This is a genomic window from Pseudomonas sp. C9-3 (assembly GCF_032392015.1).
GTDB classification, from domain to species: Bacteria; Pseudomonadota; Gammaproteobacteria; order Pseudomonadales; family Pseudomonadaceae; genus Pseudomonas; species Pseudomonas nitroreducens.
The window spans coordinates 2,182,156-2,195,266 of sequence record NZ_CP135919.1 but is presented as its reverse complement, the minus strand read 5'-3'; the positions used below and the strand labels follow the sequence as shown (position 1 = coordinate 2,195,266).

Genomic DNA, 13,111 nt, shown 5'->3' with positions numbered 1-13,111 from the left:
CCAATCCACAGACCAGAGGGTCGCTGAAGCCCGGCGCAGAGCGAAGCGGCGAAACAGACTGGTTGACATGCAAAATTGAATGTAAAGGCCCAGCCTCCCACGGTTCGAATAGCAGTTCGTCACCGGCGTAGGCGCGAGCGCAAAACTTCGACTATTGCGCGGATTCGCCCTGTTCATTAATTCACCAGGGCAGGATCTGCGGTTTCGAAGTTGCCCGGCAGTTCACAGGACACTCGGACATCAAGGGAAGTGAGAGATAAAGCGGGAAGCCCGAGCGTTATACCGGGCAGATCGCCCTGACTAAAGTTCGGCAAATGGCGAAATAGAGGATGTTCAATAAAGGAATTCCGAAGACCGAACTTTAAGTCCGGCCTTCGGAACTCGCTTATTCAGCGAGGCAATTTAAAGCGCCATATCGCTGGAGGCCTTTTCCGGTGCCGGAGCGGCGTCGGTCGGCTGTGCAGCCGGAGCCTGGTCGATGGCCGGCGGCGGGTCCAGTTGCAGGACCTTGGCGGTGTAGCTCCACTCCTGGAAGGTTTTCTCCGGGCTGTCGTTGAGCTTGGTGCCGTAGCTGGGGACGATCTGGTGGACCTTGGCCTGCCACTCCGGGGTAGCCAGCTTGTCCTTGAACACCTTCTCCAGCACGTTGAGCATGATCGGCGCGGCGGTGGAAGCGCCCGGCGATGCGCCCAGCAGGCCGGCGATGCTGCCGTCGGCGGAAGCGACGATCTCGGTGCCGAGCTTCAGCACGCCGCCCTTGTCCGCGTCTCGCTTGATGATCTGCACGCGCTGACCGGCCTGCCACAGACGCCAGTCCTCGGCCTTGGCCTCCGGGAAGTACTCGCGCAGGGCGGCGAGGCGGTCGTCGTCAGACAGCATCAGCTGGCCGGCGAGGTATTCCACCAGCGGGTATTCGTCGATGCCTACGCGGGTCATCGGCCAGACGTTGTGGACATTGGTGCTGCCCAGCAGGTCGAGGTACGAGCCTTCCTTGAGGAACTTGGTGGAGAAGGTGGCGAACGGCCCGAAGAGGATCACGCGCTTACCGTCCAGCACGCGGGTGTCCAGGTGCGGCACGGACATCGGCGGAGCGCCGACCGATGCCTTGCCGTAGGCCTTGGCCAGGTGCTGCTGGGCAATGGTCGGGTTCTCGGTGACCAGGAACGAACCGCCCACCGGGAAACCGGCGTAGTCCTTGGCTTCCTCGATGCCGGATTTCTGCAGCAGACGCAGTGCACCGCCGCCGGCGCCGATGAAGACGAACTTGGCGTCGGTTTCGGTGACGCTGCCGTCCTTGAGGTTCTTGTACTCGACGCGCCAGGTGCCGTCGTCGTTGCGGGTGATGTCCTCGACTTCGCTGGAGAGCTTCAGGCTGAAGTTCGGCCTGGTCTGCAGGTAGCCGGCGAACTGGCGGGTGATCTCGCCGAAGTTCACATCGGTGCCAATCGGCGTCCAGGTGGCGGCGATCTTCTGCGCCGGGTCGCGGCCCTGCATCATCAGCGGCACCCACTTGGCGATCTGCGCCGGGTCCTCGGAGTACTGCATGCCACGGAACAGCGGGCTGGCCTGCAGCGTCTCGTAGCGCTTCTTGAGGAAGGCGATGTTGTCGTCGCCCCAGACGAAGCTCATGTGCGGGGTGGAGTTGATGAACGAGCGCGGGTTCTTCAGCACGCCGTTCTGCACCTGCCAGGCCCAGAACTGACGGGAGATCTGGAAGGACTCGTTGATCTCCACCGCCTTGGCGATGGTGACGTTGCCATCTTTATCTTCGGGGGTGTAGTTCAGCTCGGCCAGGGCGGAATGGCCGGTGCCGGCGTTGTTCCAGCCGTTGGAGCTTTCCTGGGCGACGCCGTCCAGGCGCTCGACCATCTCCATGCTCCAGCCCGGCTCCAGCTCGTTGAGCCAGACGCCCAGGGTGGTGCTCATGATGCCGCCGCCGATCAGCAGCACATCGACCTTCTTGGTTTCCGCGAACGCGGGCGCGCAATTCATTGCCAGAGCGAGGCCCAGCAGCGCCCCGCTAACTTTCTTGATCATCGAAAGGTTTCTCGTCGTTAGGGCTTGGCCTTCCCCACCAGCGTCATTCAGCGTGAAGGCCGGACCCCGCGCACAGGGCGCGAACGATGGGCAAGGCGACAGATGACGAGGATGAGTCGGGACTCAGTTCCCTCCTCCGCCGGCTCTGAGGCCTGCTTGATGGAATGAGGGACGTCCTGCGCAGAGAGACACGCAAAGCCTTCGGCTTTGGCTTTTGTTGTGGGAGGGATGCATGGTCTGCTGAAACGTTTGCGCATTCTATAGAAAGCGCACCTCATCACCAACCGTTTCGCTCAACTATCCGTTACGCGGTGTTCCTGCCAGCTGTCGCGCCCCGGTCGCAGGTCGCGCACGGCACTGGGCACCCGCCCCGTCCAGCGCTTGAACGAGCGACGGAAGTTGGTGGTGTCGGTAAAGCGCAGGTACTCCGCGACTTCCTCGTTGCTATAGCCCTGTGACCAGTACAGATAAAGCGCCACGTGCTTGCGCACCTCATCGTGCACAGCCTGGAAGTGCGTCTGGTGCTTCTGCAGCTTGCGCTTGCAGGTGGCCGGGCTGATGCCCATGCGCTCGGCCAGCTGATCGAGGCTCAGCGGATCGCGGGCCTCGCGCTGCAGCAGGCGGTACACATGTTCCAGCACGCCTTCGCGCAGGCCCAGTTGGTCCTGCTCGCGCCGGGCATCGCGCTGCGCCGCCTGGCCAGCGGTGAGTGAGGCGCGCGGCCAGGGTTTCACCAGGTATTCGCGGGGGATCAGCATGGCGTCGACATGGCAGTCGAACTGCAGGTTGAGCCCCAGGTGCGCCTGGTACTGCTCGATATAGTCAGGTCGTTCATGGGCGAACAGATACTTCCACGGCAGGCGCTCCTCCGACAGCCAACGTGACAATGAGGTGACCGCCGTCATGCCGCTCTCCACCAGAAAACGCCGGGCACCACCGATACCGCAGGCATCCACCCAGTACAGACAGGCAACGCGCTCCTCCACCAGCAGGCGCGGTGCAAGCAGCGGGCTGAAACGCGCACGGTGGCGGATCAGCAACTCCAGCGCCTCCTGCAGGTTGGCCGCGTGCATCAGCGCACCACTGGCGGCGCCCTGATGTCCCGGCAGCAAGCGCTGGCCAAAGAGAAAACCCAGTTCCTCGCCGCCGCTGCCCTGCCGGCAATTGTCCACCAGCCGCAGGTACTGCTCGACGCTGATCAGCCGCTGGCCCGCGATGATGTCTTCCTGGAACAGCCCCGTGCCACGCAACAGGCGATGGCTGTCCAGTTCGCGGCTGAGCGCCAGGTCGAGCAGGCAGGCGGGCTGGTGCTGCGCCGGGATGAAGCGCAGGTCGCGCTCGTAGTAGTTCAGTCGGGCATCCATGCGGCACACCTCACGCGCTGCGCGCCAGTCGCGGCCGCGATTTGGCCCGCGCCATGGCCAGGCTCAGGCGCTCCAGCAGGTTGTCCGCTGATTCATCACGCGCCATGCAGGCCACGGCAGTGGCACTGAGGGCGAGGCTTTCGCCCTGCGGCATGCTCTTGTGCGCATAGGAACGCACCGCGCGCTCCAGCTCCCCGGCGATGCGCCAGGCCTGGGCCTCGCCAGTGCCAGGCAGGAGTGCGACGAAACGGTCGCCCGCCAGCCGGCACAGCAGATCGGAGTGGCGCAGGTTGAGCAACAGTAATTGGCTCACCGCCTGCAGCACCCGGTCACCCTCGGCATGACCATGCTGGCGATTGAAGGGCGCGAAATCGTCCAGGTCCACCAGCACCAGGGAAAACGCCTGTTGCTCCTCGCCAGAGCGACGCTGCTCCAGCTCGATCTGCCGGCGCAGGTAGGCCGCGCCATTGAGCGGAGTAAGGCGGTCATGGTGCAGGTGCTCGCGGAACAGCCGCTCGCGCTTGCTCAGCTGTTGGCCGAGGGCCTTCTGCTCCTTGCTCCAATGGTACAGACCCAGGGTGATCAGCAGCAGGCCGATGGGCATCGGCGCCGACTCGAGCCAGTGGTCCCAGGAAATCTCGGCGGGCAACTGGATGAACTCGTCGAGAGCGTCCATCCACATGGAGAAGAACACCGCGCCCAGCCCCACCGCCAGCAAGGTAGTGACTCGCCCGGCAGGCCGGTGCGCGAGCACCAGGCATACCCAGCAGAACGCCAGCAGCGCCGACCCACCCTCGCCCACCACGTCGAGCCAGTCGATCCGCTCCCAGGTCTTGATGTGCCCGGCCGCGAGGTAGAGCAGCAGGCCAATGTTGGCGAGCGCCACCAGCGCGATCAGTTTCAGCCGGTGCAGCTTGAGCAGGTTGGACATGGGAGTGGTATCCGCGAACGAGTGACGGAGGCCAGCCAAACAGGTCCGCGTGATGCTTTGATGACAGTACCGAGGGTGCAATCGGCTCACTCGAAACTGCCCTCATCCTGCAAAAAAAACCTGTGCCGCCAACACCGACGCCACGCGGCGCGACCTGCCGCCGGGGCTGAGCCGAACGCACCGGGTCAATTGGGCTCAAAAACACCCTTGCCACGGCTGAAACCCCGGTATTCCGGGGCTCGCAGGCCATCGCTGTCACGTAACCGTCATTCCCGCTGCCTAGCTTCCGCTCCCCAGTTGACCGGGCCGAATCGCCCCGGTCGAAGGAACGGGCACAAGGGGAAATGCCGTGATCGATCAACAATTGCCGCGGACGCTGCGTCCGCTGTTCAAGGTCAGCGCCCTGGCGCTGGCGATCGCCGCCACACCGTCGGGCTGGGCCGAGGAAGCTGCCGAGGTTGGCGAAAGCGTCACCGTGTACGGTCAGGCCGACAGCCTCGACAAGGCCCTGCGCCAGCAGCGCCGCTCCGACAGCGTGGAGAGCGTGGTACACGCCGACAGCATCGGCCAGCTGCCCGACAGCAATGCCGCCGAAGCCCTGCAACGCGTACCGGGGACCTCCATCGAACGCGACCAGGGCGAAGGCCGCTTCGTACGGGTTCGTGGCCTCGGCCCGGACCTCAACGCCGTCACCATCAACGGCACCCTGGTGCCCTCGCCCGAGGCCGGACGCCGTGCCGTGGCGCTGGACGTGCTGCCCAGCGAACTGATCCAGTCGCTGTCAGTGGTCAAGACCCTGACCCCGGACATGGACGCCAACTCCCTGGGCGGCACCATCGAGGTTGAAAGCCTCTCCGCCTTCGATCACGACGGCCTGTTCTTCAGCGGCACCGCACAGACCAGCTACGACGAGAACACCAACCGCTTCAGCCCGAAATACTCCGGCGCCGCCAGCCAGCGCTTCAGCCTCGGCGACGGCATCGACAACTTCGGCGTGGCCGCCGCACTGAGCTGGCAGAAGCGCAAGTTCGGTTCCGACAACGTCGAGACCGGCGGCGACTGGGATTTCGACGACGGTGCCCGACTCAACAGCCTGGAGCAACGTGACTACGACATCCAGCGCGAGCGCAGCGGCGGCGCGCTGAACTTCGACTACCGCCCCGACGACGACAGCAAGCTCTGGCTGCGCACGCTCTACAGCGAGTTCAAGGACAACGAGACACGCCAGTCCACCAAGATCGACTTCGAGGACGCCCTGGCCGAAGGCGAAAGCGGCGAAGCCGAGGTGGAGCGCCGCCTGAAACACCGCGAGGAAACCCAGACCATCCAGTCCTACGTCTTCGGCGGCGAGCAACGCCGCGGCGACTGGACCTTCAGCGGCCAGGCCGGCTGGAGCAAATCCGACGAGGACAGCCCCGGCCACATCGACCCGGCCGTTTACAGCGGCGGCGACATGGACAGTGGCTGGTACGACAGCGAGAAGCCACGCCTGAACATCGACCCGGCGTTCTACGACCCGAGTCAGTTCAGCCTGGACAAGGTCGAGTGGGGCAAGTCCTACACATCGGACCGCGAGAAGAACCTGCGTCTGGACCTGGCCCGCGACTACGACCTGGCCGGCAACCCGTCGACCTTCAAATTCGGCGGCAAGCTCAGCCGGCGCACCAAGGACAACGACGAAGAGGTCTGGCAGTACGAGGACCTCGCCGACGCCGGCCTGAGCGACGACCAGCTGAACCTCGCCAACGCCCTGGACGGCACCGTGCACTACCGCCTGCAGAAGTTCGGCCAGGGAATATCCGCCGACGCGGTCAAGCGCCTGATCGGCGGGCTGGATTCGGCGCAGTACTACGACGAGGAAGCCTCCACCATCAATGACTTCCGCATGCACGAAGACATCGACGCCGGCTACTTCATGAACACCGTGGACGTCGGTGACTGGCGTTTCATCGCCGGCCTGCGCTACGAGGGCACGCACTTCGAGGCCAGGGGCACCGGCATCGACAACGGCGACTACCAGGCCATCGAGCGCAAGCGCGACTACCACAACTGGCTGCCAGGCCTGCATGCCCGTTACCAACTGGACGACCAGACGCAGATTCGCGCCGCCTGGACCAACACCGTGGTGCGCCCGACCTTCGAACAACTCGCGCCCGGTTATGCCATCGATGGCGACGAAGCGGAGTTCGGCAACCCGGACCTCGCCGCCCTGCGCTCGCACAACCTGGACCTGGCCATCGAGCGCTACCTGGGGCGCGCCAGCGTGGTTTCGGCGTCGCTGTTCTACAAGGACATCAAGAACTTCGTCTACAACACCGACCTCGCCGGCAGCGGCGCCTGGGCGGACTTCGACGAGGCGTCCACCTTCGCCAATGGCGACAAGGCCAAGGTCTACGGCCTGGAACTGGCCTGGTCGCAGAAAATGGTCATGCTCCCGGCGCCCTGGGACGGCCTGCTGCTGGGCGCCAACGCCACCTTCAGCCGCTCGCGCGCCGAGATCGCCGATGCCGACGGCAACCAGCGCAACATCGACTTGCCCAGCCAATCCGACGTCACCGGCAACCTGCTCATCGGCTACGAGAAGGACCGCCTGAGCCTGCGCCTGACCGCCAACTACAAGTCCGACTACATCTATGAGGTCGGCAACGTCAGCGACAAGCGCTACGACAGCCGTGTCGACGACCAGACGCAGATCGACTTCAGCGCGCGCTACTCGCTGACGGACAACCTGCAGGTGTTCTTCAACGCCGAGAACCTCGGCGATGAGCCTTACTACATCTACAGCGGCCACCGTCGCTACAACTACCAGTACGAAGAGTACGGCCCGACCTACACCGTCGGCCTGACCCTCACCCACTTCTGAGGACCGCGCACGCCGGTCCGCCGGCGTCCGCGCAGCACCACAAGGACAGACGCCCTCCATGAAACGCCGCTACTCCCTTGCTCCGCTGCTCGCCGGCCTGCTGCTGGCCGGCCATGCCTGCGCCGAATCCGTCGCCCTGCAACCCTGGCCGACCCGTGCCAAGGCCCAGGCCATCGCCTTGCTGCCCGGCGCCGGCAGCGTCGTCGCCAGCAAGCGCGACGGCCTCCTGCTGCTGGACGAGACAGGCAGCGAACGCGGTCGTCTCGCCGGCCGCTACGACTTCCTCGACCAGCGCCCCTGGGGCGACGGTAGCCTGCTCGCCACTTTCGACCGCGAACGCCAACAGCCGCTGTTGCAGCCGTTGGCCGGCAACGGCCACTGGGGCGCTGCACTGCGCCTGCCAAGCCCGGACTTCGCGGTCAACGGCCAGTGCCTCTACCGTGACGCCAGCGCCAACCTCTACCTGTTCCTGGTCGGCGAGAACGGCCAGGGCGAGCAATGGCTGGTCGGCCACGGCCAGCGACTCGAACGCGAGGCGCGCAAGGTGCGACGCCTGGCCCTGCCGCCGAGCGCCGAGCTGTGCCGTACCGACGACAGCGACGGCACCCTGTACGTCGACGAACCCGGCATCGGCCTGTGGGCCTATGGTGCCAACCCGGAGGCAGACGGCAGCCGCCTGCCGGTGGACCTGAGCGCGCCCTATGGCAATCTCGCCGGATCGGTCAGCGGACTGGCGGTGGTATCCGGCGGTGTGCTCGCGCTGGACAAGGGCCCGGCCCTGCAACGCTACGTGCGTCAGGGCAACGGTTGGGAGAACCTCGGCGCGATTGCACTGAGTGGCCCGAAGAAAGCCGAACAACTCGCAGCCGCCGAACAGGCCGGCACGCTGCGCATCGTCCTGCAGGACGATACCAGCGGGCACTACTACCACGCCGAAGTCCCTGCCCTGCCCGCACACGCCGAAGGCCCCCGCGCGCTGCCCGAGGTGATGCCGGCGGTGCAGACGCAGAGCGTGCAGCGTCATGGCGACGCCGCCGATGACCCGGCGATCTGGGTCAGCGCGAAAAACCCGAAACTCAGCCGCGTACTGGGCACCAACAAGCAGGAAGGCCTGCTGGTCTTCGACCTCCAGGGTCGCCAGTTGCAGAGCCTGGCTTCCGGTCTGGTGAACAATGTCGACGTGCGCCACGGCTTCCGGCTCGGCAATCGCCGCGTCGACCTGGCGGTGGCGAGCAACCGCAGCGACAACAGCCTGACGCTGTTCGCCATCGAGCCGGCTGACGGCAAGGTGCGCGAGATCGGCCGCGTGCCAACGCCACTGGAAGAAGTCTACGGCCTGTGCCTGTACGCCCCTCGCGACGGCGACATTCAGGCCTTCGTCAACGACAAGGACGGTCGCTTCCAGCAATACCGCCTCAGTGCCCCCAACGGCAAGGTGAAGGGCGAGTTGCTGCGCGAGTTCCGCGTCGCCAGCCAGCCCGAGGGCTGCGTTGCCGATGATCGCAACCAGCGTCTGTTCCTCGGCGAGGAAGACGTGGCCGTCTGGACCCTCGGCGCCGAGCCCGACACACCTGGCGTGCCGGAACAGGTACTGGCCGTGGGCGACCTGCTGCATGACGACGTCGAGGGCCTGGCCCTTTACCAAGGCGCCAAGGCGAGCTACCTGCTGGTCTCCAGCCAGGGCAACGACAGCTACCTGGTGCTCGACGCCAAAGCACCCTACCGCGTGCGCGGTGCCTTCCGCGTTGGCCTGAACGCCGCTGCCGGTATCGACGGCACTTCGGAAACCGACGGCATCGAGGTTACCTCGGCCAACCTGGGCGGTGCGTTCGGCCAGGGCATGCTGGTGGTGCAGGACGGCCGCAAGCGCCTGCCCGAAGGCACGCAGAACTTCAAGTACGTGCCCTGGGCGGAAGTCGCCCGTGTCCTCGATCTCGACTGACCACCGCGCTCCCCTCAAGGGGAGCCCTACCGGGAGACCACCATGCAAGCCACACTCGAACATACCAGCCTCTGGGGGCTGGTCGAAGCCGCCAGCCCGCTCGCCCAGGCCGTGCTGCTGATCCTCCTGGCCGCCTCGCTGTTGAGCTGGTACGTGATAGTCCAGCGCAGCCTGTTGCTAGGCAGCGCCCGTCGCCGCCTGCGCACCTTCGAAGCCCGCTGGCGGGCCAGCGGTGACCTGCCGCGGCTGTTCCGGGAAACCGCCGAGCCCGGCGAGGACGCTGGCGTCGAACGCATCTTCCACGCTGGCTACCAGGAATTCCTGCACCTGCGCGACGAGCCGGGAATCGACCCGGCGCTGCTGATCGAAGGCAGCGAGCGCGCCATGCGCGTGGTCATCGCCCAGGAGGAAGAACGCCTGCAGCGGGGCCTGCCGTTCCTCGCCACCGTTGGCTCCACCAGCCCCTACATCGGCCTGTTCGGCACCGTCTGGGGCATCATGAACGCCTTCATCGGCCTCTCCGGCGTGCAACAGGCCACACTCTCCACCGTCGCACCGGGCATTGCCGAGGCGCTGGTGGCCACCGCCGTCGGCCTGTTCGCGGCGATCCCGGCGGTGATGGCCTACAACCGCTTCGCCGCCGGTTCCGATCAGCTGCTGGGGCGCTACTGCGCCTTTGCCGAACAGCTGCAGGCCCAGCTCAACCGCCGCATCCACGCCGCCCCGGCGCTGGCCGCGGCGGCCTGAACGGAGGCCGGCCATGCGACGCATACGCAGCAAGCACGCGCCCAAGGCGGAAATGAACGTGGTGCCCTACATCGACGTCATGCTGGTGCTGCTGGTGATTTTCATGGTCACCGCACCCATGATCCAGCAGGGCCTGAAGGTGGAGCTGCCGAAGGTGACCAGCAAAGCGCTGCCCAGTGAAACCGAGCGCCCGGTGCTGACCCTCACGGTACAGGCCGACGGCGGCTACCACTGGTACCTGGGCAGCCAGGTGGACACCGAGCAGCGCACCGACGTTGCCGGCAGCCTGGACGAGCTGACCGCCAAGCTCACCCGCCTGGGTACCGACACCCAGGTGCTGATCCGCGCCGACCAGGCGGTGGACTACGGCCGGGTGATCGCCGCCATGGCCGCGCTGCAACGCGGCGGCGTCAGTGATGTCGGGCTGATCACCGAGGCCCCGCAATCGTGAACCCGAGGATCACCCGCCGCGCCCTGCCGGCCGCCATCAGCGCGGGGCTGCACGCCCTGGCGCTGGTCGGCCTGTACATCGGCTTCCATCCATCCGCGCCGACGACACCGGCGCCGAAGGTGATGCGCACCGCGCTGGTCAGCCTGCCGAGCCCCTCCCCCGTGGTCCCGACGCCCCCCGCGGTGCAGCCTCCCGAGCCCGTCACCACGCCAGCGCCGCAGGCCGAGCCGCCCCCGTCCAAGCCGCAACCCGATGTGGCCCAACTGGCCAGGCGCAAGGCCGAACAACGCGAGCGCGAGGATCGCCAACGCGAAGAGCGACGCCAGGAGCAGCAGCGCCTCGCCGAGCAGCAACGCCGGGAACAGGAGCTGCGCGAACGTCAGCAGGCCGAACAGCAGGCCCGTGCCGAGCGCGACCGCCAACTTGCCGCGCAACAAGCCGCTGCCGCCGAAGCTGCCCGCGCCGCGCAGAACTACCAGCCGCTGGTGAAGAAGGCCCCGACTTACCCGGACACAGCCCTCGATCGGCGCCTGGAGGGGGACTGCACAGTGGAATACACCGTCACCCCCAACGGCTCGGTGCGCGACCCGCGCGTGGTGCCCGGCGCCTGCAGCCACAGTGTGTTCGAGCGCCCGTCGCTACAGGCCGCCACCCGTTTCCGCTACCAGCCACGGGTGATCGACGGCCAGGCCGTCACCGTGGCCAACGTGCGCAACACCTTCCATTACCGGATCCAAGAGACGTCCCGATGAGTGCTGAACCAACCGATTTCCACGCCCAGCTTTCCGCCTTCGACGACCAGCCGATCAACCCCTCCGGCAACGTGCCGATGAGCGAGCTCATCGATGCCTCGCGCCGCCGCCTGCTGAAGAACAGCCTGGTGCTGGGCGCCGTCGGCTTCCTTGGCGGCAGCCTGTTCCCCGGCCGCTCGCTGTTCGCCGCCGACGCCCCGGTGCCCACCGGGTTGCTGGGCTTCAAGGGCGTGCCGGTGCAGCAGGACCCGAAGTTCGACCGGGTGATCGTCGCCGAAGGCTACAGCGCACGGCCGTTCTTCTCCTGGGGCGACGCCGTGGTGAGCGGCTCGCCGGCCTGGAAAGGCGACGCCAGCGAGGACTGGAAAGCCCAGGAGCTGCAGGCCGGCGACAACCATGACGGCATGCACTACTTCCCCTTCCCCGATGCGCCGGACAGCCACGGCCTGCTGGTGATCAACCACGAGTACATCAACCCGACGCTGCACCCCAAGGGCCAGACCTTCGAGGCCCGCCCCGATGGTTCGCGCGGCCGCCCGGAAGGCGAAGTGCGCAAGGAGATCGCCGCCCACGGGCTGAGCGTGATCGAGGTGAAGAAGGACGCCGGCGGCCACTGGCAGCGTGTCGAAGGCTCGAGCTACAACCGCCGCATCACCGGCAGCTCGCCGCTGGACCTGTCCGGCCCCCTGGCCGGCCACGACCTGCTGCGCACCGCCAGCGACCCCGAGGCCAGACAGGTGCTCGGCACCCTGAACAACTGCTCCATGGGCGTCACGCCCTGGGGCACTTACCTGGCCTGCGAAGAGAACTGGCACCAGTACTTCGTCAACCGCGACAAGGACGACTACGCCCAGCGCGTTTCGCACAAGCGCTACGGCCTGTCCAACGGCCAGTTCAGCAACTATTACGCCTGGGAAGCGGTGGATGAGCGCTTCGACGCCACGCCCAAGGCGGACCAGCCCCACGGCGGCCATGTCAACGAGCCGAACCGGTTTGGCTGGGTGGTGGAGATCGACCCCTTCGACCCCGGCTCCACGCCGAAGAAGCGCACCGCCGTCGGCCGTTTCTGCCGCGAGTGCTCGACCCTCTCGCTGGGCGCCGACAACCGCATGGCCTTCTACTACGGCGATGACACCAAGGGCGAGTACATCTACAAGTTTGTCCCGGCGGGCCAGTACGAGCCGAACAACCGCGCGGCGAATATTGACCTGCTGGATGAGGGCACCCTCTATGTCGCCCGCTTCAACGCCGACGGCAGCGGACAGTGGCTGCCGCTGGTGCACGGGCAGAACGGCCTGACCGCCGAGAACGGTTTCGCCAGCCAGGCCGAAGTGCTGGTCAACGCCCGCGCTGCCGCCGACAAGCTCGGCGCCACGCCCATGGACCGCCCCGAATGGGTCGCCGTACAGCAGACCACCCGCGAGGTCTATGTCAGCCTCACCAACAACGACGCGCGCGGCAAGAAGCAGCCGGTGGACGCCGCCACCCCCCGCCAGGAGAACCTCCACGGGCAGATTCTGCGCTGGAACGAAACCGGCGGCGATCCGACCGCCACCACCTTCCAGTGGGAAATCTTCCTGCTGGCCGGCGAGCACAAGGGCGCCAACGCGCCGGAGAACCTGATCGGCACCATCAACGGCGACATCTTCTCCTCGCCGGACGGCCTGTACTTCGACACCGCCGGCCGCCTGTGGATCGAGACCGACTACGACGACGCCGAAGCGCCAATGCAGGCCATGGGCTGCAACCAGCTGCTCTGCGCCGACCCGCACAGCCGCGAGGTGCGGCGCTTCCTGGTCGGCCCGCGCGGCTGCGAGCTGACCGGCATCACCCAGACGCCGGATGGCAAGACGCTGTGGGTGAATATCCAGCACCCGGGCATCAGCTTCCCGGCCAGCGACGGCAAGAGCATCCCGCGTTCGACGACGCTGGTGATCACCAAGGACGATGGGGGCGTGATCGGGACGTAACCGCCGGCCGAGCCGGTTCGCGAGCAAGCTCGCCCCTACGAAGAGCAGGAGCGA

General features: G+C 66.5%; 9 protein-coding genes. 6 read left to right on the top strand and 3 right to left on the bottom strand.

Annotation, left to right across the window (positions count from 1 at the left end):
* Window positions 1-402: 402 nt before the first annotated feature.
* The 3 genes from mqo to RS899_RS09960 all read right to left on the bottom strand — a co-directional run bounded on the left by mqo (window position 403) and on the right by RS899_RS09960 (window position 4,332).
* Complete coding sequence (gene mqo / locus RS899_RS09970) at window positions 403-2,037, bottom strand: malate dehydrogenase (quinone) (RefSeq protein WP_315809782.1); 1,635 nt, start codon at window positions 2,035-2,037, stop codon at window positions 403-405.
* A 293-nt stretch (window positions 2,038-2,330) separates the two neighbouring features.
* A complete protein-coding gene (locus tag RS899_RS09965; protein WP_138525413.1) occupies window positions 2,331-3,401 on the bottom strand; it encodes an AraC family transcriptional regulator in 1,071 nt (356 codons plus the stop codon).
* Between the two features lie 10 nt (window positions 3,402-3,411).
* On the bottom strand, window positions 3,412-4,332 hold the full coding sequence (locus tag RS899_RS09960; RefSeq protein ID WP_280056337.1) for a GGDEF domain-containing protein: 921 nt from the start codon (window positions 4,330-4,332) through the stop codon (window positions 3,412-3,414).
* A 349-nt stretch (window positions 4,333-4,681) separates the two neighbouring features.
* Between RS899_RS09960 and RS899_RS09955 the strand changes: the two genes are divergently transcribed.
* Genes RS899_RS09955 through RS899_RS09930 form a run of 6 tightly spaced genes read left to right on the top strand, consistent with a single transcriptional unit; the run spans window position 4,682 to window position 13,057 of the window.
* Window positions 4,682-7,195, top strand: a complete 2,514-nt coding sequence (locus RS899_RS09955; protein ID WP_315809781.1) for a TonB-dependent receptor — start codon at window positions 4,682-4,684, stop codon at window positions 7,193-7,195.
* Window positions 7,196-7,253: 58 nt separating this feature from the next.
* The gene (locus RS899_RS09950) at window positions 7,254-9,137 is read left to right on the top strand and encodes a phytase (protein ID WP_138525410.1); all 1,884 of its coding nucleotides are present in this window, start codon (window positions 7,254-7,256) and stop codon (window positions 9,135-9,137) included.
* A 42-nt stretch (window positions 9,138-9,179) separates the two neighbouring features.
* Complete coding sequence (gene tolQ, locus RS899_RS09945) at window positions 9,180-9,884, top strand: protein TolQ (RefSeq protein ID WP_138525409.1); 705 nt, start codon at window positions 9,180-9,182, stop codon at window positions 9,882-9,884.
* A gap of 13 nt (window positions 9,885-9,897) precedes the next feature.
* Complete coding sequence (tolR, locus tag RS899_RS09940; RefSeq protein WP_315809780.1) at window positions 9,898-10,335, top strand: protein TolR; 438 nt, start codon at window positions 9,898-9,900, stop codon at window positions 10,333-10,335.
* Window positions 10,332-11,087 carry an energy transducer TonB gene (locus RS899_RS09935; protein ID WP_246084913.1) on the top strand — a complete coding sequence of 252 codons (756 nt, stop codon included), beginning with the start codon at window positions 10,332-10,334 and terminating at the stop codon, window positions 11,085-11,087. Before tolR ends, RS899_RS09935 begins: the two co-directional genes overlap by 4 nt.
* Complete coding sequence (locus RS899_RS09930) at window positions 11,084-13,057, top strand: PhoX family phosphatase (RefSeq protein WP_315809779.1); 1,974 nt, start codon at window positions 11,084-11,086, stop codon at window positions 13,055-13,057. The genes RS899_RS09935 and RS899_RS09930 overlap by 4 nt, the downstream gene beginning before the upstream one ends.
* The last annotated feature ends 54 nt before the right edge of the window (window positions 13,058-13,111 follow it).

Bases quoted from the DNA above. Each gene is read 5' to 3' on its own strand.
- tolQ (WP_138525409.1), top strand. From the start codon at position 9,180: ATGCAAGCCACACTCGAACATACCAGCCTCTGGGGGCTGGTCGAAGCC.
- RS899_RS09960 (WP_280056337.1), bottom strand. From the start codon at position 4,332: ATGTCCAACCTGCTCAAGCTGCACCGGCTGAAACTGATCGCGCTGGTG.
- tolR (WP_315809780.1), top strand. From the start codon at position 9,898: ATGCGACGCATACGCAGCAAGCACGCGCCCAAGGCGGAAATGAACGTG.
- RS899_RS09930 (WP_315809779.1), top strand. From the start codon at position 11,084: ATGAGTGCTGAACCAACCGATTTCCACGCCCAGCTTTCCGCCTTCGAC.
- RS899_RS09965 (WP_138525413.1), bottom strand. From the start codon at position 3,401: ATGGATGCCCGACTGAACTACTACGAGCGCGACCTGCGCTTCATCCCG.
- RS899_RS09950 (WP_138525410.1), top strand. From the start codon at position 7,254: ATGAAACGCCGCTACTCCCTTGCTCCGCTGCTCGCCGGCCTGCTGCTG.
- mqo (WP_315809782.1), bottom strand. From the start codon at position 2,037: ATGATCAAGAAAGTTAGCGGGGCGCTGCTGGGCCTCGCTCTGGCAATG.